This is a genomic window from uncultured Jannaschia sp. (genome assembly GCF_947494055.1).
GTDB lineage: Bacteria > Pseudomonadota > Alphaproteobacteria > Rhodobacterales > Rhodobacteraceae > Jannaschia.
In genome coordinates this window covers 269,003-290,054 of record NZ_CANLTR010000002.1, presented here as the reverse complement: position 1 = coordinate 290,054, position 21,052 = coordinate 269,003, and the positions used below count along the sequence as shown (strand labels likewise).

The window sequence follows — 21,052 nt, the reverse complement described above, 5'->3', positions numbered from 1 at the left end:
CGGCGCCCTTCTGCGTTCCGGCAGGTGTGGCGCGAACATCGTATCGCAACCTCAGTCCCACCACCGGTCGATCCGCGCGATCTCATCGTCGGACCAGCCGAAATGGTGCGCGAATTCGTGGACGACCACGTGCGATACGAGGGCGTCCAGGGTGACGTCGCCCCGCGCCGCCCATTCGTCGAGGATCGGGCGACGGAACAGCGTGACCGTCGAGGGAGGCTCCGGCCAATCGGCCGAGCGTTCCGTCAGGGGGACGCCTTCGTAGAGTCCGGTCAGGTCGTAGGCATCCGTGATCTCCATCTCTTCGAGCAGCGCATCGGCCGGCCAATCCTCGACGACGATCCTTACCTCCGCGGCGGCACCCGCGAAGGGCACAGGAAGCGTCTTGCGCGTCGTTTCGGCCATTTCCTGAATCCGTTCGACACTGGGGGCCACGCAATCGGTCACGTCAAGGTCCGAAGTCCCCGCGGCGTGTCGATGGCCGCGGTGATCCGGGTCGGGCCGGGCTCGACGCCGACGCGCGGATCGTCGAGCAGCTCCGAGAGGATTCCGGCGAGCGCGTCGGCCTCCGGATGCTGAAGGGTCAGGGCGATCAGCCGCAGGCCTTCGTCCGCGAAGACGGGCGGGGGGCTCAGCCACTCGATCAGGGCCGGAAAGCAGCCGTCATAGGGCAGGATGCCGTCGTCAGGCACAGCCATTCGCCAGCGATACGCGCCCCGCGTAAACGTTATCGGTATGCCTGCCTCGGGGTAGCGGCGCAGCAGCGCGTCGAGATCGTCGGTCCGGACGATCCAGTTCCCGATCCGGGGCGGCCCGGACCTGCGGTCGAGGTCGAACCATCGCGGGCGGCCCGGCGGCGGCGCGTCGGAATCGATCGCGATCACCTCGAGATACTCGCTCCTGCCCAAGCCGCTGAGCCGATTGTGCGTGCCCATTTGCGCGTGCTGGCCTCCCGGTCCCATACGATGGCCGAGTGCGCGGTCGACATGGTCGATGCCCACCTCCAGCGTTGCGGCGGAGACGGCGAGATGGTCAAAGACGATCATGGGGGACGACGATAATCTGACCGCGTTGAAGGCGCAATCGCGCGCAGCCTGCCTTCGCGCGCGCGACGGCGCGGGCGAACGGGCGCGGGCGGCGGCGGCCACGCGGCTCTACGCGCAACTGCACGGCCTGCGGGGGCGGACGATCGCGGCCTATTTGCCGATCGGGTCGGAGGCAAGTCCGCTCGGGACGATGCGCGTGCTCGCGAAGGACAATTGCATCTGCGTGCCGATCGTGACTGCCAAGGGGGCGCCGCTGCGGTTCCGCGAATGGTGGCCGGGTTGCCCGCTCGAGAAAGGCTCGTTCGGGGTCATGGTCCCGGTCGAGGGGGGATGGCGCGTGCCGGACGTGCTGATCGTCCCGATGGTCGGGTTCGACGATGCGGGCGGACGGCTCGGTTACGGGGGCGGCTTCTACGACCGGACGCTGGCCGGGTTGCGAGAGGCGTCGGTGATCGGCTTCGCACTGGAGGCGCAGCGGCTGGACCGCGTGCCGCGCGGGAAGCACGATATGGAACTCCCGCTGATCGTGACGGAAGCGGGGGTTTTCGGCGCCGCGACGCACGTGTAGAGCGCGGTCACGTCCCGCCGGAGGCCACGATGACCCGCCCCTTCGATCGAAGCCTGAAGATCGCCCCGTCGATCCTCGCCGGCGACTTCGCCGATTTCGGCGCGGAATGCCGGGCCGTGGAGGCGCAGGGCGCGGACTGGGTGCATGTCGACGTGATGGACGGCCATTTCGTGCCGAACATCACCTTCGGCCCGGCGATGTGCAAGGCGCTCCGCCCGCATGTCTCGGGGGTGATGGACGTGCATCTGATGATCGCACCGGTCGACCCGCTCCTCGATGCGTTCCTCGAGAGCGGCGCCGATATCCTGACCGCCCATGTCGAGGCCGGGCCGCATATCCACCGAACGCTTCAGGCGATCCGCGCGGGCGGCGCGAAGGCGGGGCTTGCCCTCAACCCGGGAACGCCGGTCGGGGCCGTTGCGCCGCTTCTGGAGGATGTCGACCTGATCCTCGTCATGACGGTCAATCCGGGTTTCGGCGGACAGCGTTTCCTGCACACGCAGCTCGAGAAGGTCCGCACGCTGCGGTACATGATCGGGGATCGCCCGATCCATCTCGAGGTCGATGGCGGCATCGATGCCCTGACCGCGCCTCTCGCGACGGCGGCGGGGGCCGACATCCTCGTGGCCGGTTCGGCGATCTTCCACGGCGGCAGCGCGTCGGCGCCGTCCGCCTATGGCCGCCAGATCGAAGCGATCCGCGCGTCCGGGACGGCGGGCATGCCCGACACATCGGTGCAGGCTTCGCCGCAGGGGGAAGAGAGTTCCAGATAGCCGTCGGACGGCTGCGATCGCACCGCGGGCCCGATCGGCACGACGGTCGCGGCGGTGGCGATGAGCAGCGTCACCAGAAGCAGGCTCTCGCTGCGCGTGGGTGTCCGGCTGGCGGTGTGTCGGGTAAGGTGCATTCTGCCCCCCATATGTTGTGGTCTTTGACCGTTGCGTCTGGCGCGGGCTTCGCCGCGGCTATGGCCGGGGCTTCGCCCCGTCGTCTCTGTGGTTTCGGTGCGCTAAAGCGTCGTCAGATCGCCGACGGTGACCGTCGTGTCCTTGTTCGGGACGCGGGCGATGTATTCCGAAAGGTTCCGGGCCAGCCTGCGTGCGCGTCGCGCCTCGTTGGTCGGGTGGCCGGCGTTGTGGATCAGCGCGTCCATGTGCTGCGCCACGCGGGTCAGGGCAGCGACGAGATGTTCGGCCGGGTATTCGGGATAGGACGAGGCGATGTCGCGGATAAGCGCACGGTAGCCTTCCGGCCCGGCATGGAGCGCTTCCAGAACTTCGACCTCCAGATCCTGTTCTCGCATCGTTTCGCTTTCTGCTGATGACCCATCGAGTCGCTCGAGCAGGTTATTGGCCGATCCCCCCTCGGTTCGTCACGTCATTCTTACCGTCAATTTTAAGCGGATGCCGCGTATGCCTTTATCGTCCGGACAAGACGCACGGCCTGTCGTGGGCATCGGACGGCGATGGACCGGCTCGGGTCGACGCGCTGTGTTCGTTGCTTTCGCCGGACGTCACCGAATTGTGGTTTCCGCGGGTTTGAACTTTCTGGACGTCGGTGGCAGGCATCCGGCGGGACGAGAACCGCCCGCCCCGAAAGGACAGGCCGATGACCCGTAGCCGAACGATCCTCTTCGCCGCCATCGTCGCGATCCTTGCGCTCGCGGCGGGTATCGCGCTGCGTCTCGTGCTGGAGGACCGGGCGTCGCCCGTCGTCGCCGCCGAGCTCGGCGCACCGTTCGAGCTGGTCGATCAGGACGGCGCGCCGATCACCGAGGCGGCCTTTACCGGACGGCCGAGCCTTCTGTTCTTCGGCTTCACGCATTGCCCCGAGGTCTGTCCGACGACCGTCTACGAGATGGAGACGTGGCTCGACGACCTCGGCGCGGCTCCCGAGGACGTCGGCGCCTACTTCGTCACCGTTGATCCCGAACGCGACACGGTCGAGTACCTGCGGAACTATCTCGCGCCGCAATCGGACCGCATCACCGGCATTACGGGCGAGCCGGAGGCGGTCTGGGACATGGCGCGGAGCTGGCGCGTCTATTGGCAGAAACGTCCACTGGGCGAAGGCGACTACACGCTCGACCATTTCGCTTCGGTCTTCGTGCTCGACGCGGAGGGCCGGGTCGCGAATCTGATTTCGTATGGTGAGGATCCCGACTCTGCCAAGGCCAAGATCGCGAGCGTGTTGCAATAGGCGGTAAAACGCTGGCCACAAGCGCGAAGCTGCGCTAGGCTAATCTCATCAGACCCGGAAAACCGGGCGGGCAGTACAGTTACAGGCGGATAAATGACAGAAATCGCGCATGGCGCGGTCGTCGTCCTTCCGGGCGAGGCCATCGTGTCCCGTTGGTGGCGGACGCTCGACAAGGGTGTGCTCGGCGCCCTTGTCCTGCTCTTCGCAATCGGCCTTCTCCTCGGTTTCGCGGCGAGCGTGCCGCTTGCGGAACGCAACAACCTTCCACCCTTCCACTACGTTTACCGACAGGCGCTGTTCGGAGGGATGGCCTTCGCGGTGATGCTGGTGACGTCGATGTTGTCGCCGCAGACGATCCGTCGACTCGGCGTGATCGGGTTCTTCCTCGCCGCCGTCGCGCTGATGCTCCTGCCGATCCTCGGCACCGATTTCGGCAAGGGTGCGACGCGGTGGTATTCGCTGGGCTTCGCCGCGCTGCAGCCCTCGGAGTTCCTTAAGCCGGTCTTCGTCGTCATGTGCGCCTGGCTCATGGCCTCGGCGGCGGAACCCGACGGGCCCCCGGGCCGGGCGATCAGCTTCGCGATCCTCGTCTTCGTCATCGCGTTCCTCGCGCTGCAGCCCGATTTCGGACAGGCCATGCTGACCGTGGTGGCTTGGTCGGCGATCTACTTCGTTGCCGGCGCGCCGATCCTGCTGCTCACCGGCGTCGTCGCGGCAGTCGGGGGCGTCGGCGTCCTGGCCTACCACAATTCCGAGCACTTCGCCCGCCGCATCGACGGGTTCCTGTCGCCCGAGGTCGATCCGCGCACGCAGATGGGCTACGCGATCGACGCGATCCGCGAGGGCGGCTTCCTCGGCACCGGGGTCAACGAGGGGCGGGTGAAGTGGATCCTGCCCGACGCGCATACCGACTTCATCATCGCCGTCGCCGCCGAGGAATACGGTCTCGTCATGGTGCTCTGCATCGTCGGGCTCTTCGGCTTCGTCGCCGCGCGCTGTCTCATGCGGCTCTGCGCCGAGCGGGACCTGTTCATCCGGCTCGCCGGAACGGGGCTCACCGTGCTGCTCGCCAGCCAGGCCTTCATCAATCTGGGCGTCGCAGTCCGGCTGCTGCCGGCCAAGGGCATGACGCTTCCGTTCGTCAGCTACGGCGGGTCCTCGCTCATCGCGATGGGAGTGTTGACGGGGATGCTTCTCTGCTTCACCCGGACGCGGCCCCAGTCAGAGATCGGGGATCACCTGCTGTCGAACGGATACCGATGACATCACTCCTCGTCATTGCCGCCGGGGGGACCGGCGGGCACATGTTTCCCGCACAGGCGCTTGCCGAGGAGATGCTCGCGCGTGGCTGGCGCGTGAAGCTCGTGACCGACGACCGCGGCGCACGCTATGCCGGCGGTTTTACCGACGAGGTGGAGGTGGGCGTCGTCCCTTCGGCGACCTTCGCACGGGGCGGGATCGTGGCGAAGGCGCGGGTGCCCGTGACATTGACGGGCGGGACGCTGCGGGCGCTGGCGGCGTTCAGGCGCGACCGGCCGGCGCTGGTCGCGGGCTTCGGCGGCTACCCGGCCATCCCGGCGATGGCGGCAGCGGTGATGCTGAAGCTGCCGCGAATCCTGCACGAGCAGAACGGCGTGCTGGGCCGGGTGAACCAGATCTTCGCGACCCGCGTGAACGCGGTCGCCTGCGGGACGTGGCCGACCGAGTTGCCCGAGGGGGTCGAGGCGCTGCATGTCGGCAACCCGGTGCGCGGCGCGATCCTCGCGCGCGCCGCCGCGCCCTACATCACCCCCGGCGACTATCCGATGAGCGTCCTCGTGATGGGCGGCTCGCAGGGCGCGCGCGTCCTGTCCGACGTCGTGCCCGAGGCGATCTCGCGCCTGCCCGAGGCCATCCGTTCGCAAATCCGCGTGGCGCACCAGGCTCGGCCGGAGGATCATGACCGGGTCGCCGCCTTCTACGAGGAGGCCGGGATCAGCGCCGACATCCGCCCCTTCTTCGACGACGTGCCCCGCCGCATGGCCGACGCGCAACTCGTCATCGCCCGCTCCGGCGCGTCCACCGTTGCGGATCTCAGCGTGATCGGCCGCCCCTCGATCCTGATCCCGCTGGCCAGCGCCATCCGTGACGAGCAGACGGCGAATGCCCGCGCGTTGTCCGAGGCAGGGGCCGCGATCCTGATCCCCGAGCGCAGGCTCAATCCCGAGAGTCTCGCCGCGCAGGCCGAGCTCATCCTCACCAACCCCGACGGCGCGCTGCAGATGAGCCGCGCCGCCCTCTCCGTCGCCAGACCCGACGCGGCCGCGCGCCTTGCCGATCTGGCCGAATACGTCTCGAAGGAGGCCGCATGAACCCCACCAAGCTGCCCCAGCAGATGGGCCCCGTGCATTTCGTCGGCATCGGCGGCATCGGCATGTCGGGCATCGCCGAAGTGCTGATGTCCTACGGCTACATGGTGCAGGGCTCGGACCTGAAGGCCTCGCCCATCACCGAGCGGCTGGCCCGGCTCGGCGCACGCATCTTCACGAGCCAGTCGGCGGAGAACCTGGACGGCGCGGAGGTTGTCGTCATCTCCTCTGCGATCAAGCCGGGCAATGCGGAGCTCGACGCCGCGCGTGCGCGCGGCATGCCGATCGTGCGGCGGGCGGAGATGCTGGCGGAGCTCATGCGGATGAAGTCCAACGTCGCGGTCGCCGGCACGCATGGCAAGACCACGACGACCACGATGGTGGCCGCCCTCCTCGACGCCGGCGCGCTCGACCCGACGGTGATCAACGGCGGCATCATACACGCCTACGGCTCGAACGCGCGGATGGGTGCGGGCGAATGGATGGTGGTGGAGGCCGACGAGAGCGACGGCACCTTCAACCGTCTGCCGGCCACGATCGCCATCGTCACCAACATCGATCCCGAGCACATGGAGCATTGGGGCACGATCGAGCGGCTGCGCCAGGGCTTCACCGACTTCGTGTCGAACATCCCGTTCTACGGGCTCGCCATCTGCTGCACCGATCATCCGGAGGTGCGCGCCCTGGTCGGCCGCGTCACCGACCGCCGCGTCGTCACCTTCGGCTTCAACGCGCAGGCCGACGTGCGCGCGATCAACCTGCGCTACGAAGCAGGCTCCGCCTGGTTCGACATCCAGCTGCAGGGCGAGGACCAGCTCATCGAAGGTTGCCGCCTGCCGATGCCCGGAGACCACAACGTCTCGAACGCGCTCGCCGCCGTGGCGGTCGCGCGGGAGCTCGGCGTGCCCCGGGACGTGATCCGCGACGGGCTCGACGGGTTCGGCGGGGTCAACCGGCGCTTCACGCGCGTGGGCGAATGGAACGGCGTGCCGATCATCGACGATTACGGCCACCACCCGGTCGAGATCGCCGCCGTCCTCAAGGCCGCGCGGCAATCCATCGGCGATACCGGGCGCGTCATCGCCGTGCACCAGCCGCACCGCTATTCGCGGCTGCACACGCTCTTCGACGAGTTCTGCGGCTGCTTCAACGAGGCCGACGTTGTGGGCATCTCCGAGGTCTACGCGGCGGGCGAGGACCCCATCCCGGGTGCCGGCCGCGACGATCTGGTCGCGGGCCTCATCCGCACCGGCCATCGCCATGCCCGCGCCGTGACCGACGAGGCCGATCTGGAGCGGCTTGTGCGCGAGCAGGCGCGGCAGGGCGACATCGTCGTCTGCCTCGGCGCGGGCACGATCTCGGCCTGGGCCAACGCGTTGCCCGCGCGCTTGGCGGCCTGACCCGGTCGCGTGGACACGCAACGAATGCCCTATCCGCCCGTCCGCGGCATGCTCACACCGAACCGTTCGCTGGCGGACCTCACCTGGCTGCGCGTGGGCGGCCCGGCGGATGCGCTGTTCCAGCCGGCCGATCTCGACGACCTGCGCGACTTCCTCGCGGCGCTCGACCCGGAGGTCGCTGTCTTCCCGATGGGTGTCGGCTCGAACCTGATCGTACGGGACGGGGGGCTCCGGGCCGTGGTCGTCCGGCTCGGCCGCGGGTTCAACCGGATCGAGACGGGCATCAACACCGTCGAGGCCGGGGCGGCCGCGCTCGACGCGCATGTCGCGCGGGTGGCGGCGACGGCCGGGCTCGACCTCACCTTCCTGCGCACGATCCCCGGTACGATCGGCGGGGCGGTGCGGATGAACGCGGGCTGCTACGGGCGCTACACCGCCGACCACCTCCTCGAGATCCAGGCCGTGACGCGCGAGGGCGACGCCGTGGTGATCCCGGCGGCCGATCTGAACTTCGGCTACCGGTTCTCGGACCTGCCGGACGGACACATCATCACCTCCGCCACCTTCCGCGCCAATCCCGGAGATCCGGCCAAGCTGGAAGCCCGCATGGCCGAGCAACTCGCCCACCGCGACGAGACGCAGCCTACGAAGGACCGTACCGCCGGGAGCACGTTCCGCAACCCGGCCGGCTACAGCAGCACGGGCCGCGACGACGACGTGCACGATCTGAAGGCCTGGAAGCTGATCGACGACGCCGGCCTGCGCGGCGCGGTCCGGGGCGGCGCGGTCATGTCGCCGAAGCATCCCAACTTTCTGGTCAATCGGGACAACGCCACGGCCGCCGATCTGGAGGGCCTGGGCGAGGATGTCCGGAAAAGGGTTTTCGTAGAGAGCGGATTGACGCTAGAGTGGGAAATCATGCGGGTCGGAGAACCCGTCGCCCCGTAAGGCCCGTCAGAGGCCGGGGAACAACGAGAAGGCCCGGGCGAAACGCTCCGGGCACGAGGCGCAGGAACGGGTATGTCGGGCAGGACACCCAAGCATGTCGCCGTCCTCATGGGCGGTCGATCGTCGGAGCGTGAGGTCAGCCTCTCGTCGGGACGCGGCTGTGCGGATGCGTTGCGCGCAGCGGGCTACCGCGTGACCGAGGTCGACGCGGGCGACGACCTGGTGGAGCGGCTTCGGGCCGTGGCGCCGGACGTGGTCTTCAACGCGCTGCACGGACGCTGGGGCGAGGACGGCTGCGTGCAGGGCCTGCTCGAATGGCTGGACCTGCCCTTTACGCATTCCGGCGTGCTGGCCTCCGCCGCCGCGATGGACAAGACCCGCGCCAAGGCGGTGTTCCGGGCCGCGGGTCTTCCGGTCGTGGAAAGCCGGATCGTCCCGAAGGCCGAGGCCGTCGCCGCGCACGTCCTGCCGCCGCCCTATGTCGTGAAGCCCAACGCCGAGGGCTCCTCCGTCGGCATCTACATCGTGCGGGAGGGGGCGAACGCGCCGCCGCGGCTCGCCGACACGATGCCCGCCGAGGTGATGGTCGAGACCTACGCACCCGGCCGCGAGCTCACCTGCACCGTGCTCGGCGCGCCGGGCGCGGAGCGCGCACTCGCGATCACCGACATCCATTTCGACGGCGAGTACGACTACGCCGCGAAGTACGAGCTCGGGGGCAGCCGGCACACCATACCGGCCGACATGCCGACGGAGATCACGGCGGCCTGCCACGACTACGCGGTCCGCGCCCATCGCGCCCTCGGCTGCCGCTCGATCAGCCGTTCGGACTTCCGCTGGGACGAGAGCCGCGGTCTCGAAGGCCTGATCCTGCTCGAGACGAACACGCAGCCCGGCATGACGCCGACCTCGCACGCGCCCGAACAGGCCGCCCATTGCGGGATCTCCTTCGCGGAACTCTGCGCGGAACTCGTGGAGGACGCATCGTGCGATCGGTGAAGGTGCCGGCAGCCGAACGCGCCGATCCGGCGCCGTCGAGATGGCGCTACCGCTGGGAGCGCCTCTGGCTCACGCCGCTCTTCCGGTCGCTGATCCGGACGGGCATCCCGAGCCTGACCGTGGTCGCGGTCTTCACCTGGTACATCAACGACGACGCCCGCGTCGCGGCCATCCTCGACGGGTGGAGCGCCTTCGTGAAGGAGGTGCAGAACCGCCCCGAATTCGTGGTCTCCGAACTGCAGGTCGAGGGCGCCTCCGAGGAGTTGCGCTCCGACATCGAGGAGGCGCTGCCGATCGACCTGCCATTGTCGCAGTTCCAGCTCGACATCGAGAACCTGCGCGCCCTGTTGCTCGATCTCGATCCGGTCGAGACGGCGGAGGTCCGCATCCGCACCGGGGGCGTCCTGCTCCTGAAGGTGACGGAGCGCGATCCGGCGGTTGCGTGGCGGCGGCCGCGCGCGGTGGAGCTGCTCGACGCGACGGGTCATCGCGTCGCCACGCTGGACGATCTTTCGGAGGTCGGATCGCTGCCGCTGATCGCGGGGGAGGGCGCGGACCGGCAGGTGCCCGAGGCGCTGGCGCTGATCGAGGCGGCGGCGCCCATCGCCGATCGGCTCGTGGGCCTCACCCGGGTCGGCAACCGGCGCTGGGACGTGATCCTGACCGGCGACCGGCGCATCGCCCTGCCGGAAGAAGCCCCCGCCGCCGCGCTCGACCGGGCGCTGGCCATGCATGCGGCGAAGGACGTGCTGAACCGCGACGTGACGGTGGTCGACCTGCGGCTGCCGCACCGCCCTGTCCTGCGGCTTTCGGAGCCTGCCCGCACGGAGCTTCGCCAGATCCGGGATCTCGAACGCCTGTCCTACGCCGAGAGGAAAGAATGAGCCGATTGTTCCGAGCCCAGCGGGCGATGCGCCGCACCCGTCAGGCCGCGCTCCAGCGCGGCGTCGTCGCCATCCTCGACGTGGGAACGTTCAAGACCTCCTGCCTCGTCCTGCGCTTCGAGGAGAACACGCCGCAGGGCGAGGGCGTGGGCCACATGGCGGGGCAGTCGAACTTCCGCGTGATCGGCGCGGCCACGACCCGCTCGCGCGGAATAAGGCAGGGCGAGGTCGACGCCATGCCCGAGACGGAGCGCGCGATCCGCACCGCGGTGCAGGGCGCGCAACGGATGGCGAACATGCGCGTCGATCATGTGATCGCCTGCTTCTCCGGCGGGCGGCCCGCCTCGTTCCCGCTCTCGGGCGAGGTGATGCTCGAGGCGGGGCCCTGCACCGTGCACGACGTGGGCCGGGTTCTCTCCTCGATCGACACGCCCGATCTCGGGGCCGGGCGGGAGGTCCTGCACGCCCAGCCGGTCAATTTCGGCATCGACCACCGCACGACCCTGCGCGACCCGCGCGGCCAGACCGGCGAGATGCTGCGCGCCGACATGCATCTTCTTTCGGTTGACGCGCACGCGATCGAGAGCCTGCTGACCTGCATCCATCGCTGCGACCTGGAGCTCGCCGGGCTCGCCAACGCGTCCTACGCGGCGGCGACGAGCGCGCTGGTCGAGGACGAGAAGGAGCTCGGTGCGGCCTGCATCGACATGGGCGGCGGCACGACCGGGATCTCGATCTGGATGCGCAAGCACATGGTCTATGCCGAGACGGTGCCCTTCGGCGGCGCGCAGGTGACCTCCGACATCAGCCAGGGCCTGCGGATTCCGTCGGTTGCGGCGGAGACGATCAAGACGCGCTACGGCGGCGTGCACGCGACCGGCGTCGACGATCGCGAGATGATCTCGCTGGAGGGCGATACCGGCGACTGGCACCACGACCGGCGGGAGGTCACGCGGACGGAGCTGATCGGCATCATCCGGCCCCGCGTGGAGGAAATCCTCGTGGAGGTCCGCACGGCGCTCGACGCTGCCGGCTTCGGCGAGTTGCCGAGTCAGCGGATCGTGCTGACCGGCGGCGCCTCGCAGTTGCCCGGGCTCGACCAGATGGCGCAGCGCATCCTCGGCAGTCAGGTCCGGCTCGGACGTCCGCTCCGCGTGCACGGTTTGCCCGAAGCGGCCAAGGGTCCGGCCTTCGCTGCGGCGGTCGGCCTCTGCATGCAGGGCGCGGAGCCGCAGGACGAGTTCTGGGATTTCGACCCCGCGCCGCAATACACGTCCGGCCGCTCGCTGTCCCGCGCGCTGCGGTGGTTCCGGGACAATTGGTGAGCGCCGCCGTATTTTCGCCGCAATCGGCGCAAGGCGTCGTTTTTATGATGACGGCTTGGCGCAAAGCCGTTACCTTTCGACAACAACAAGCGGAAAACGCGGCAGATGGCCGAGCAGGCCGAACAGTACAGGTGGACCAAGCACATGACATTGAATCTGACGACGCCGGCCGTGACCGGAGAAGTTGACCTGCGCCCGCGCATCACCGTCTTCGGTGTCGGCGGGGCCGGAGGCAACGCGGTCAACAACATGATCCAGAAGGATCTCGAGGGCGTCGAGTTCGTCGTAGCGAACACCGATGCGCAGGCGCTGCAGCAGAACCACGCGCAGGCCAAGGTCCAGCTCGGCGTGCGCGTGACGGAAGGTCTCGGCGCCGGGGCGCGTCCGTCGATCGGCGCCAGCGCCGCCGAGGAGACGATCGAGGAGATCGTGGACCGGCTGGCCGGCGCGCATATGTGCTTCATCACCGCCGGCATGGGCGGCGGGACCGGCACCGGCGCGGCGCCGATCATCGCGCAGGCCGCGCGCGAGCTCGGCATCCTAACCGTCGGCGTCGTGACCAAGCCGTTCCAGTTCGAGGGCACCAAGCGGATGCGGCAGGCCGAGGAGGGCGTCGACGCGCTCCAGCGGGTGGTCGACACGCTCATCGTCATCCCGAACCAGAACCTGTTCCGGCTCGCCAACGAGAAGACGACCTTCACCGAGGCGTTCTCGCTGGCCGACGACGTACTCTACCAGGGCGTGAAGGGCGTGACCGACCTGATGGTCCGGCCGGGCATGATCAACCTCGACTTCGCCGACGTCCGGTCCGTGATGGACGAGATGGGCAAGGCGATGATGGGCACCGGCGAGGCCGAGGGCGAGGATCGCGCCGTCGAAGCCGCCGAGAAGGCCATCGCCAACCCGCTTCTGGACGAGCTCAGCCTCTCTGGCGCGAAGGGCGTCCTCATCAACATCACCGGCGGGCACGATCTCACGCTGTTCGAGATGGACGAGGCCGCGAACCGGATCCGCAAGGAAGTGGACGAGGACGCGAACATCATCGTCGGCTCCACGCTCGACCCGTCGATGGAGGGCGTCATGCGCGTCTCCGTGGTCGCGACCGGCATCGACGCCATTGCCTCGCGCGATGCCGATCCGCTGCCGCGTCGGCGCATGTCCGAGCCGACCTCCCGCAGGGAGGCGAGGGCCGAGCAGGCCCCGGCGCCCGAGCCGGAGATCCCCGCCGTCGCGGCCTCCGTCGCGCCCGAGCCGTCGAGCCCCAGCTTCTTCGACGCCGCCGATCAACAGAAGGCCGAAGATTCCGACGCCGCCGAGGCGTTCATCTCCGACGAGAGCGACGATTTGCCGGCCCCGGCCTACCGGCCCGCGGCGGTCGCCCCCATGGCGGAGGCGGCCGAGTCGGCGGTGCCGTTCCGGCCCTCGCGCCCGGCGGCGACACCGTCGCCCGAGACGATGGAGCGTCTGCGCGCCGCCGTCCTCAACGGAGAGCGTCGCCCGGCGCCCGAGCCACGGCCGGCGCCGGCCGAGCACCATGCCCGCTTCGGCTTTGGGTCGCTCATTCACCGGATGACCGGAAGCGGCGCCGACATGCCCGTCGAGCGTCCCGCGGCCGCGGCGCCCGAGCCGAAGGCGGACCCCGATGACGAGCGTATCGAGATCCCGGCCTTCCTGCGGCGGCAGGCGAACTGATCCGCGCCGATTCTCGGCGATCACTGGACGAGCGGCGGCCTCCCGGGGCCGCCGTTTTCGGTTTCAAGCCCCGTGCGACCTGACGGGTCGATCACAAGGTTGCCCCTGAAAAATGCCGTCGCGTGCAATGTCGGGCACGCGCAGGGCCCTGCGCCGCTGAGGGAATCGCCGGATTGCGGACCCGTCGGCGTGATTTCGCCACACGGCGCCCAATCCCTGTTTCACTCCGTAACCACCGTTGAATTGAACGGACGCGGGGGCGTGCGTAGCTCACCATCAGGAAAGCGTCCTCGAAGCGGCGCGATGGCAACGATACGGAGCAGTCTCATGCAAACGACGGTCAGGAACGTGATCCGCTTCTCGGGCGTCGGTCTCCATTCGGGCCGAAGCGCGCGCCTGTCGATCCATCCCGCCCCCGCCCATCACGGCATCTGGTTCCGTCGCACCGATTTCGACGGCAACAACATGATCGCCGCGCGCCACGACGCGGTGGAGCTTTCCCCGCTCTGCACGATGCTGGTGAACGAGGCCGGCGTGTCTGTCTCGACCGTCGAGCATGTGATGGCCGCGCTGACCGGTTGCGGCGTGCATAATGCCATCCTCGAGATCGACGGTCCCGAAGTGCCGATCCTCGACGGCTCGGCCGCCGATTTCGTGCGCGCCATCCTGCGGACCGGAACCCGACGTCTCGATGCACCCGTTCATGCGATCGAGGTGCTTCGCCGCGTCCAGGTCACCGACGGTTCGGCCAGCGCCATGCTCACGCCCGCCGAGGAGCTCGAGATCGACGTGTCGATCGATTTCGCCGATTCCGCGATCGGGCATCAGCACAAGGTGCTGCGCCTTTCGAACGGCACCTTTGTCCGCGAACTTTGCGACAGCCGCACCTTCTGCCGCCGCGCGGACGTCGACGCGATGCAGGCGGCGGGCAAGGCGCTCGGCGGATCGCTCCTGAATGCGGTCGTCGTCAACGGCGAGCGGGTCGAGAACCCCGAAGGGTTCCGGCATGCCGACGAGGCGGTGCGCCACAAGATGCTCGACGCCCTGGGCGATCTGGCGCTGGCCGGCGCCCCGATCCTCGGCCGCTACACCGGCATCCGGTCCGGCCACGCGACGACGAACCGGCTGCTGCGCGCGCTCTTCGCGGATCCGCTGGCCTACCGCATCCGCACGCTCGCCCCCCACGAGGCGCGCCTCCTGCCGGGGGCCGGTCTGGAGAAGGACGTCTTCGCGCACCTCTAACCCCGTGGCGCCCTGCGGATTGTGGCGCCCCGCGCTTCACAGCCTCGGGCGGCTCGACTATGGTGCCGCGAGGCCCGCACCGGGCGCGGGCAAGGAAGTGGACGGATGACGGAACGGCGCGTGGCGCGGCTTGGCAAATCTCTGACGGCGCTCGCGACTCTCGCATTCCTCGCGGCCTGCGGTGGCGGCGATACGCTGGCGCTCGAGGATACGGCGCCGGACGCGATCTACCAGCAGGCGGAACTGGCGCTCGCCCAGGGCGATCCCGAGGATGCGGCGCGGCTCTTCGCCGAGGTGGAGCGGCTCTATCCGTATTCCGACTTCGCCAAGCGCGGCCTCATCATGCAGGCCTTCGCCTATCACCGGAACCGCGACTACGAGAACGCCCGCGCGGCCGCGCAGCGCTTCATCGACTTCTATCCGGCCGACGAGGATGCGGCCTACGCGCAATACCTTCTGGCGCTCAGCTACTACGATCAGATCGACCAGGTCGGTCGCGACCAGGGCCTTACCTTCCAGGCGCTGCAATCGCTGCGCACCGTGATCGAGCAATATCCCGACAGCGAATATGCCCGGTCGAGCATCCTGAAGTTCGACCTCGCCTTCGACCATCTTGCCGCGAAGGAGATGGAGATCGGGCGGTACTACCTCAAGCGCAAGCACTATCCCGCGGCCATCAATCGGTTCCGCGCGGTGGTCGAGGAGTTCCAGACCACGACCCATACGCCCGAAGCGCTGATGCGTCTGGTGGAGGCCTACCTGTCGCTCGGCCTGACCGAGGAGGCGCAGACGGCGGGCGCGATCCTGGGCTACAACTTCCAGTCCTCGCCCTTCTACGACGACGCCTACCGTCAACTCACCGGTCGGGGGCTCTCGCCCGAGGCGAAGGGCAGCGGCTGGCTCGTCGACATCTATCGCCGCACCGTCCGGGGAAGCTGGCTCTAGCTGGCACGGTCAGGATGACGCGCGACGCGCACTGGCGGAACGGGCGCGGCCGGATGTAGTTAACGGCCATGCTCCGATCCCTCGACATCCGCGACATGCTCATCATCGACCGCCTCTCGCTCGAATTCGGGGCGGGGCTCAACGTGCTTACGGGCGAGACGGGGGCGGGCAAGTCCATCCTGCTCGACTCGCTCGGTTTCGTCCTGGGCTGGCGCGGACGCGCTGAACTTGTGCGGCAGGGCGCGGCGCAGGGCGAGGTCACGGCGGCCTTCGACCTCCCCCGGGATCATGCCGCCCGGGAGGTGCTCGACCGGCACGGGCTCGGCGCGGAGGATGACGAACTCCTCCTGCGGCGGATCAATACCCCGGACGGGCGCAAGACCGCCTGGGTCAACGGCACGCGGGTCTCGGGCGAGGTCCTGCGCGCGCTGTCCGACACGCTCCTCGAACTGCACGGCCAGCACGACGACCGGGGATTGCTCGACGTGAACGGCCACCGCGCGCTCCTCGACGCCTTCGCCGGGGCCGATCCGTCGGCAGTTCGCCGCGCCTGGTCCGGCCTCGCCGCTGCCCGCAGGGCGCTCCGGGAGGCGGAGGCGCAGCGCGACGCGGCGCGCGCCGAAGAGGACTTCCTGCGCCACGCCGTCGACGAGCTCGAACGGCTCGACCCCAAGCCCAGGGAAGAGGAGGAACTCGACACCCGAAGACGCGTCATGCAGGGCGCCGAGCGCATACGCGAAGACGTGGCCCGGGCGTTGCAGGCGATCGGGCCGCAGGGCGCGGAGGGTCAGATGATGGACGCGACCCGCTGGCTCGACGGCGCGGCGGAAGGGGCGGGCGAGACCCTGAACGACGCGCTCGAAGCGCTGAACCGTGCGATGATCGAGCTCGGCGAGGCGCAGGCTGGCGTCGAGAGCTGCCTCGACGCGCTGACCTTCGACCCTTCCGAGCTGGAGGCGGCGGAGGAGCGCCTCTTCGCGATCCGGGCGCTTGCGCGCAAGCATGGCGTCTTCGCCGACGACCTGCCGGCGCTCGCGATCGAGCTGCGCGGGCGCCTCGATCTGCTCGACGCGTCGGAGGGCGGGCTCGCCAGGCTCGCGCAGGCGGAGAAGGCCGCGGCGGCCGAGTACGATGCGGCGGCGGCCGAGCTGTCGGACCTGCGGCGCGCGGCGGCGACACGGCTCGATGCGGCGATGCAGGCCGAGCTCGCGCCGCTCCGGATGGAGCGGGCGACCTTCAAGACGAAGGTCGCCAACGCCGCGGCCGGGCCCGACGGCGCCGATACCGTGGCCTTCGAGGTCGCCACGAATCCCGGCGCACCGTCCGGCCCGCTCGACAAGATCGCGTCGGGGGGTGAGCTCAGCCGGTTCCTGCTCGCGCTGAAGGTCTGTCTCACGGGCGGCGACCGCTCGCGCACGCTGATCTTCGACGAGATCGACCGGGGCGTCGGCGGCGCGACGGCGGACGCGGTCGGGCGGCGGCTCAAGGCGCTGGCCGATGGCGGCCAGGTTCTCGTCGTCACCCACTCGCCGCAGGTCGCGGCGCTCGGCGCACATCACTGGCGGGTCGAGAAGAAGGTCGCGAACGACGCGACGCTCTCCACCGTCACGCCGGTCGCGGCGACCGACCGGATCGACGAGATCGCCCGCATGCTCGCCGGCGACAGCATCACCGACGCGGCGCGCGGCGCGGCGCGGGCGCTATTGGACGCGGCGGCCTAGAGCAGCCAGAGCGCGGCGAGACCGAGGAAGGCGAAGAAGCCGACGACGTCCGTCACCGTGGTCACGAAGGCGCCCGAGGCCAGCGCCGGGTCCACGCCCACGCGCTCGAGGATCACCGGGATGCCGACGCCGGCGAGCCCCGCGATGACGAGGTTGATGACCATCGCCACCGCGATCACCGCGCCCAGCATCGGCGAGCCGAACCAGACGAGTCCCACGCCCGCCATGATCACGGCGAAGGCGGCGCCGTTGATCGCGCCCGCCGAGACCTCCCGCCGGATGACGCGCCACAAGTTCGCGCCGGTGAGGTCGCGCGTGGCGAGCGCGCGGACGGCGACGGTGAGAGATTGCGTCCCCGCATTGCCGCCCATCGAGGCGACGATCGGCATCAGCACGGCCAGCGCGACGATCTCCGTGATGACGCCTTCGAACTGGGAGATGACCATCGAGGCGAGGATCGCGGTCACGAGGTTCACCGCGAGCCAGGGGAAGCGCCGCCGGACGACGCCGAAGGTCCGGTTCGACAGCGATTCCTCCGCATCGACGCCGGCGAGCCGGAGGATGTCCTCCTCCGCCTCTTCGTCGAGGATGCGAATCGCGTCGTCGATGGTGATGATGCCGAGCAGTCGGTCGTCCGCGTCGACCACGGGCGCGGAGATCAGGTGGTACTGGTTGAACGCGTAGGCCACGTCCTTTTCCGGGTCGGTCGCCTCGAAGGTGCGGAAGCTCTCCTCCTCGATCTCCGACAGCGGCGTTTCGCGCGTCGCGCCGAGCAGCTTGCCCAGCGTGACGTAGCCCACGGGCCGCATCCGCGGATCGGTGAGGATGACGTGGTAGAACTGCTCCGGCAGCTCCTCGGTGCCGCGCAGATGGTCGATGGCCTGGCCGACGTTCCAGAAGGACGGCGCGATGACCACCTCCCGCTGCATCAGGCGACCGGCGGAATATTCCGGATAGGTCAGCGCCTGCTGCACCGCGACGCGGTCGCTGTCGGTCAGCGAGGCGAGGATCGCGTCGGCGCGGCTCTCGTCCTCGAGGTTCTCGATGAGATCGACCACGTCGTCGGTCTCGAGCTCGCGGACGGCCTCGGCCACGTCCTCGCTGGAAAGCTCGCGCAGGATCTCCTCGCGCACGCCCTCGTCGAGCTCCGACAGGATCTCGCCGTCGATGCCGCCCGACCACAGGCGCAGCAATTCGCGCCGCGGCCCCTCGTCGAGTTGTTCGAGAAGGTCCGCGATGTCGGCCCCGTGCAGCGGCTCGATGAGTGCGTCGACGGCGGACGCGTCCTCGTCCTCGATCGCCTCCCGGACGAGCCGAAGCCGGTTCTGGTCGAGCGCGGCCTCTTCCTCGACCTCCTCCTCGGGGCGGGTCGCGAGATCGGCCTCGGTCTGCGGCTCGGTCATGGCATGTCCTCGATCGGGGGGTGTCGGGCCGTCGATAGCGTGCGGGCGGCGCGAGGGGTAGCAGCCTTTTCCGGCGCGGGATAGGGGAAGCCATGACCACGTTGATCCTCGGCCGGACGTTGGCCTTCGATGCCGATCCCTTCGCCGTTCCGCCGGGCGATGCCGCGACCTTCGAGCACCGCGGCGCGGTCGTCGTGGAACGGGGGCGGATCGTCGCGGTCGGCTCGGCCGACGCCCTCCGCGCGGCCCACCCGCAGGCGGATCGGATCGACCACGGCGAGGCGTTGATCCTGCCGGGGTTCGTCGACGCGCATGTGCACTACCCGCAGACGGCGATCATCGCGTCCTGGGGCAAGCGCCTGATCGACTGGCTCGAGACCTACACGTTCCCCGAGGAGGCGCGGTTCGGCGATCCGGCCTACGCGGCCGGGATCGCCGCGCGCTACCTCGACCTTGCGCTGGCCCACGGGACCACATCGGTCTGCAGCTTCTGCACGATCCATCCCGAAAGCGTGGAGGCATTCTTCGCGGCGGCATCGGCACGGAACATGGCCGTCTGGGCGGGCAAGACCTGCATGGACCGCAACGCGCCGGCGAATTTGCGGGACACGCCCCGATCGGCCTACGACGACAGCCGCGCGCTGCTCGAACGCTGGCACGGGCGGAGGCGGGCATCCTACGTCGTCACGCCGCGCTTCTCGCCGACCTCGACGCCCGATCAGCTCGACGCGCTCGGCGCGCTCTGGTCGGAGCACCCCGATTGCCTGATGCAGACGCATCTGAACGAGCAGACCGATGAGATCGCCTGGGTGCGGAGCCTCTATCCGCAGGCGCGGGACTACCTCGACACCTACGAGGCGCATGGCCTGCTCGGGGAACGCGGCCTCTACGGCCACGCCATCCACCTGACGGCGCGGGAGCGGGACCGGCTGGCGGAGATCGGGGCGGCGGCGATCCATTGCCCGACCTCCAACACCTTCATCGGTTCGGGTCTCTTCGACATGGGGCTGGCCGCGCGGATGCGGGTGGGGCTCGCGACCGATACGGGCGGTGGGTCGAACTTCTCGATGCTGCGCACGATGGCCGCGGCCTACGAGATCGCGCAGCTTCGCGGGACGGCGCTTCACCCGGCGCAGCTTCTCTGGCTGGCGACGGAGGGATCGGCGCGGGCGCTGCATGCGGGCGATATCGGCCGGCTTGCGCCGGGCGGCGCGGCCGATCTCGTCGTGCTCGATCTGGCCTCGACGCCCGCCATCGCGCAACGGGTCGCATGCGCCGAGGATGTCTGGGAAGCCGTGTTCCCGACGATCATGATGGGCGACGACCGGGCCGTCGCCCAGACTTACGTCGCAGGGCAGGCGATGCTGCCCCGCGGCTGACTCAGCTCGTGGTCTCGGCTACGCAGGACCCGGTCGACGTATCGAGCGTCGTGCCGGGCGCGCAGGTCACGGTCGCCTCGCGGTGGCCGCTGTAGTCGCAGGCGGCCATGGCGAAGGCCGGCGTCCCGGCGAGGATGGCGGCCGCGAGAAGGGTCTTGGTCGTCTTCATGTCGTCTCCTTTCGATCCCAGGTTCCTCAAAGGTAGCGCAAAGGCCGGCGTTCACGAAGTCACGATCCCGCCTCGCGGCATCGGGTGGCAATCGGTCGCAGACAGCCTTGCGGCAGCCCGCAAGCCTGCTCGCGACGGCGACACGTCGCCTGCGCCGGCGGCCGCATGTATAAAAGAAGCTTTACCTTAACTCTTTGGTAACTTTAATTTTTGATTAAATATGGGACGGAGGGCTGGACGTGTTTGGATACTGGATTTTCATATCGGAAGCCGTGTCGCGGTTTCGCTCGGTCGAGGACGGATTGATCTATCTCTCCGCCAGGTCGAGGAACAGGAAGCTCGGATTGACGGGCTACCTCCATCGCGTGGGGTGGCACTACGCGCAATATACCGAAGGGCCGGTCGGCAACCTCGAGAAGATCGAGGCGCGGATACGCGCCGACTGGCGTCACCGCGACATCCGCACGCTCGAGCGGGGCACGCGCCGGTCCCGGCTGTTCGACGGGTGGGACATGGCCTTCGCCGAGATCACCGAATCCACGATCGGAGGCGCCGGCGAGATCGGCACGTTGCACGCGCCGCTGATGCAGCTCGACGCGGAGGGATTGATCGACATGATGGCCGACGCCATCGAACACCAGAGCGAGCGTCCCGGCCTACAGCCGAAGTTGGCCGTCAACGGAACGCTCGTGGATGCGGAGGCCTATGGCGGCGCGCCCCGCGACTTCGGATCGACCCGCGACCCGCAGACCTCCGGGGAGCGCCCGGCCTGAACGCCTGAGCA

21 protein-coding genes are annotated in these 21,052 nt (G+C 69.2%); 16 read left to right on the top strand and 5 right to left on the bottom strand.

Going from position 1 to position 21,052, the window contains the following annotated elements:
• Positions 1-51: 51 nt before the first annotated feature.
• On the bottom strand, positions 52-405 hold the full coding sequence (locus Q1A87_RS03415; RefSeq protein WP_299647053.1) for a metallopeptidase family protein: 354 nt from the start codon (positions 403-405) through the stop codon (positions 52-54).
• Positions 406-443: 38 nt separating this feature from the next.
• Entirely contained in the window at positions 444-1,046 is a 603-nt protein-coding gene (locus tag Q1A87_RS03410) for a VOC family protein (protein ID WP_299647051.1), read from the bottom strand.
• On the opposite strand from Q1A87_RS03410, the gene Q1A87_RS03405 reads away from it, so the two are divergent.
• Positions 1,045-1,614, top strand: a complete 570-nt coding sequence (locus Q1A87_RS03405; protein WP_299647049.1) for a 5-formyltetrahydrofolate cyclo-ligase — start codon at positions 1,045-1,047, stop codon at positions 1,612-1,614. The two genes, Q1A87_RS03410 and Q1A87_RS03405, sit on opposite strands and share 2 nt — an antisense overlap.
• A gap of 29 nt (positions 1,615-1,643) precedes the next feature.
• Positions 1,644-2,387 carry a ribulose-phosphate 3-epimerase gene (gene rpe, locus Q1A87_RS03400; protein ID WP_299647047.1) on the top strand — a complete coding sequence of 248 codons (744 nt, stop codon included), beginning with the start codon at positions 1,644-1,646 and terminating at the stop codon, positions 2,385-2,387.
• Between the two features lie 236 nt (positions 2,388-2,623).
• Here rpe and Q1A87_RS03395 read toward each other — a convergent pair whose 3' ends face one another.
• Complete coding sequence (locus tag Q1A87_RS03395) at positions 2,624-2,917, bottom strand: hypothetical protein (protein WP_299647045.1); 294 nt, start codon at positions 2,915-2,917, stop codon at positions 2,624-2,626.
• Between the two features lie 305 nt (positions 2,918-3,222).
• Between Q1A87_RS03395 and Q1A87_RS03390 the strand changes: the two genes are divergently transcribed.
• From Q1A87_RS03390 to recN, 12 genes are all read left to right on the top strand, one after another.
• Positions 3,223-3,813, top strand: a complete 591-nt coding sequence (locus Q1A87_RS03390) for an SCO family protein (protein WP_299647043.1) — start codon at positions 3,223-3,225, stop codon at positions 3,811-3,813.
• A 93-nt stretch (positions 3,814-3,906) separates the two neighbouring features.
• A complete protein-coding gene (locus Q1A87_RS03385) occupies positions 3,907-5,076 on the top strand; it encodes a putative peptidoglycan glycosyltransferase FtsW (RefSeq protein ID WP_299647041.1) in 1,170 nt (389 codons plus the stop codon).
• The gene (gene murG / locus Q1A87_RS03380; protein WP_299647039.1) at positions 5,073-6,164 is read left to right on the top strand and encodes an undecaprenyldiphospho-muramoylpentapeptide beta-N-acetylglucosaminyltransferase; all 1,092 of its coding nucleotides are present in this window, start codon (positions 5,073-5,075) and stop codon (positions 6,162-6,164) included. The genes Q1A87_RS03385 and murG overlap by 4 nt, the downstream gene beginning before the upstream one ends.
• Positions 6,161-7,561, top strand: coding sequence for a UDP-N-acetylmuramate--L-alanine ligase (gene murC, locus Q1A87_RS03375; protein ID WP_299647037.1), 1,401 nt, complete (start codon positions 6,161-6,163; stop codon positions 7,559-7,561). Before murG ends, murC begins: the two co-directional genes overlap by 4 nt.
• A 24-nt stretch (positions 7,562-7,585) precedes the next feature.
• Positions 7,586-8,509, top strand: coding sequence for a UDP-N-acetylmuramate dehydrogenase (gene murB / locus Q1A87_RS03370; protein ID WP_299647035.1), 924 nt, complete (start codon positions 7,586-7,588; stop codon positions 8,507-8,509).
• Between the two features lie 72 nt (positions 8,510-8,581).
• Positions 8,582-9,508 carry a D-alanine--D-alanine ligase gene (locus tag Q1A87_RS03365; protein WP_299647033.1) on the top strand — a complete coding sequence of 309 codons (927 nt, stop codon included), beginning with the start codon at positions 8,582-8,584 and terminating at the stop codon, positions 9,506-9,508.
• On the top strand, positions 9,496-10,392 hold the full coding sequence (locus Q1A87_RS03360; RefSeq protein ID WP_299647031.1) for a cell division protein FtsQ/DivIB: 897 nt from the start codon (positions 9,496-9,498) through the stop codon (positions 10,390-10,392). Before Q1A87_RS03365 ends, Q1A87_RS03360 begins: the two co-directional genes overlap by 13 nt.
• The gene (ftsA, locus tag Q1A87_RS03355) at positions 10,389-11,717 is read left to right on the top strand and encodes a cell division protein FtsA (RefSeq protein ID WP_299647029.1); all 1,329 of its coding nucleotides are present in this window, start codon (positions 10,389-10,391) and stop codon (positions 11,715-11,717) included. Before Q1A87_RS03360 ends, ftsA begins: the two co-directional genes overlap by 4 nt.
• Before the next feature lie 144 nt (positions 11,718-11,861).
• Positions 11,862-13,409 carry a cell division protein FtsZ gene (ftsZ, locus tag Q1A87_RS03350; RefSeq protein ID WP_299647027.1) on the top strand — a complete coding sequence of 516 codons (1,548 nt, stop codon included), beginning with the start codon at positions 11,862-11,864 and terminating at the stop codon, positions 13,407-13,409.
• A 327-nt stretch (positions 13,410-13,736) separates the two neighbouring features.
• On the top strand, positions 13,737-14,651 hold the full coding sequence (gene lpxC / locus Q1A87_RS03345; protein ID WP_299647025.1) for a UDP-3-O-acyl-N-acetylglucosamine deacetylase: 915 nt from the start codon (positions 13,737-13,739) through the stop codon (positions 14,649-14,651).
• 105 nt (positions 14,652-14,756) lie between these two features.
• Positions 14,757-15,596, top strand: a complete 840-nt coding sequence (locus tag Q1A87_RS03340) for an outer membrane protein assembly factor BamD (protein ID WP_299647023.1) — start codon at positions 14,757-14,759, stop codon at positions 15,594-15,596.
• A gap of 68 nt (positions 15,597-15,664) precedes the next feature.
• On the top strand, positions 15,665-17,317 hold the full coding sequence (gene recN, locus Q1A87_RS03335) for a DNA repair protein RecN (protein ID WP_299647021.1): 1,653 nt from the start codon (positions 15,665-15,667) through the stop codon (positions 17,315-17,317).
• Here recN and mgtE read toward each other — a convergent pair.
• Positions 17,314-18,720, bottom strand: a complete 1,407-nt coding sequence (gene mgtE, locus Q1A87_RS03330; protein WP_299647019.1) for a magnesium transporter — start codon at positions 18,718-18,720, stop codon at positions 17,314-17,316. The two genes, recN and mgtE, sit on opposite strands and share 4 nt — an antisense overlap.
• 92 nt (positions 18,721-18,812) lie before the next feature.
• Between mgtE and guaD the strand changes: the two genes are divergently transcribed.
• Positions 18,813-20,099 (top strand): guanine deaminase, encoded by a 1,287-nt coding sequence (gene guaD / locus Q1A87_RS03325; RefSeq protein ID WP_299647017.1) that lies wholly within the window; start codon positions 18,813-18,815, stop codon positions 20,097-20,099.
• Between the two features lies 1 nt (position 20,100).
• Here guaD and Q1A87_RS03320 read toward each other — a convergent pair whose 3' ends face one another.
• Positions 20,101-20,268, bottom strand: coding sequence for an adenylosuccinate lyase (locus Q1A87_RS03320; protein WP_299647015.1), 168 nt, complete (start codon positions 20,266-20,268; stop codon positions 20,101-20,103).
• A 239-nt stretch (positions 20,269-20,507) separates the two neighbouring features.
• On the opposite strand from Q1A87_RS03320, the gene Q1A87_RS03315 reads away from it, so the two are divergent.
• Positions 20,508-21,041: a BLUF domain-containing protein gene (locus Q1A87_RS03315; RefSeq protein WP_299647013.1), complete on the top strand. Its 534-nt coding sequence runs from the start codon at positions 20,508-20,510 to the stop codon at positions 21,039-21,041.
• Positions 21,042-21,052: the final 11 nt, after the last annotated feature.

Bases quoted from the DNA above. Each gene is read 5' to 3' on its own strand.
- Q1A87_RS03415 (WP_299647053.1), bottom strand. From the start codon at position 405: ATGGCCGAAACGACGCGCAAGACGCTTCCTGTGCCCTTCGCGGGTGCC.
- Q1A87_RS03405 (WP_299647049.1), top strand. From the start codon at position 1,045: ATGGGGGACGACGATAATCTGACCGCGTTGAAGGCGCAATCGCGCGCA.
- Q1A87_RS03410 (WP_299647051.1), bottom strand. From the start codon at position 1,046: ATGATCGTCTTTGACCATCTCGCCGTCTCCGCCGCAACGCTGGAGGTG.
- rpe (WP_299647047.1), top strand. From the start codon at position 1,644: ATGACCCGCCCCTTCGATCGAAGCCTGAAGATCGCCCCGTCGATCCTC.
- Q1A87_RS03395 (WP_299647045.1), bottom strand. From the start codon at position 2,917: ATGCGAGAACAGGATCTGGAGGTCGAAGTTCTGGAAGCGCTCCATGCC.
- Q1A87_RS03390 (WP_299647043.1), top strand. From the start codon at position 3,223: ATGACCCGTAGCCGAACGATCCTCTTCGCCGCCATCGTCGCGATCCTT.
- Q1A87_RS03385 (WP_299647041.1), top strand. From the start codon at position 3,907: ATGACAGAAATCGCGCATGGCGCGGTCGTCGTCCTTCCGGGCGAGGCC.
- murG (WP_299647039.1), top strand. From the start codon at position 5,073: ATGACATCACTCCTCGTCATTGCCGCCGGGGGGACCGGCGGGCACATG.
- murC (WP_299647037.1), top strand. From the start codon at position 6,161: ATGAACCCCACCAAGCTGCCCCAGCAGATGGGCCCCGTGCATTTCGTC.
- murB (WP_299647035.1), top strand. From the start codon at position 7,586: ATGCCCTATCCGCCCGTCCGCGGCATGCTCACACCGAACCGTTCGCTG.
- Q1A87_RS03365 (WP_299647033.1), top strand. From the start codon at position 8,582: ATGTCGGGCAGGACACCCAAGCATGTCGCCGTCCTCATGGGCGGTCGA.
- ftsA (WP_299647029.1), top strand. From the start codon at position 10,389: ATGAGCCGATTGTTCCGAGCCCAGCGGGCGATGCGCCGCACCCGTCAG.
- ftsZ (WP_299647027.1), top strand. From the start codon at position 11,862: ATGACATTGAATCTGACGACGCCGGCCGTGACCGGAGAAGTTGACCTG.
- lpxC (WP_299647025.1), top strand. From the start codon at position 13,737: ATGCAAACGACGGTCAGGAACGTGATCCGCTTCTCGGGCGTCGGTCTC.
- Q1A87_RS03340 (WP_299647023.1), top strand. From the start codon at position 14,757: ATGACGGAACGGCGCGTGGCGCGGCTTGGCAAATCTCTGACGGCGCTC.
- recN (WP_299647021.1), top strand. From the start codon at position 15,665: ATGCTCCGATCCCTCGACATCCGCGACATGCTCATCATCGACCGCCTC.
- mgtE (WP_299647019.1), bottom strand. From the start codon at position 18,720: ATGACCGAGCCGCAGACCGAGGCCGATCTCGCGACCCGCCCCGAGGAG.
- guaD (WP_299647017.1), top strand. From the start codon at position 18,813: ATGACCACGTTGATCCTCGGCCGGACGTTGGCCTTCGATGCCGATCCC.
- Q1A87_RS03320 (WP_299647015.1), bottom strand. From the start codon at position 20,268: ATGAAGACGACCAAGACCCTTCTCGCGGCCGCCATCCTCGCCGGGACG.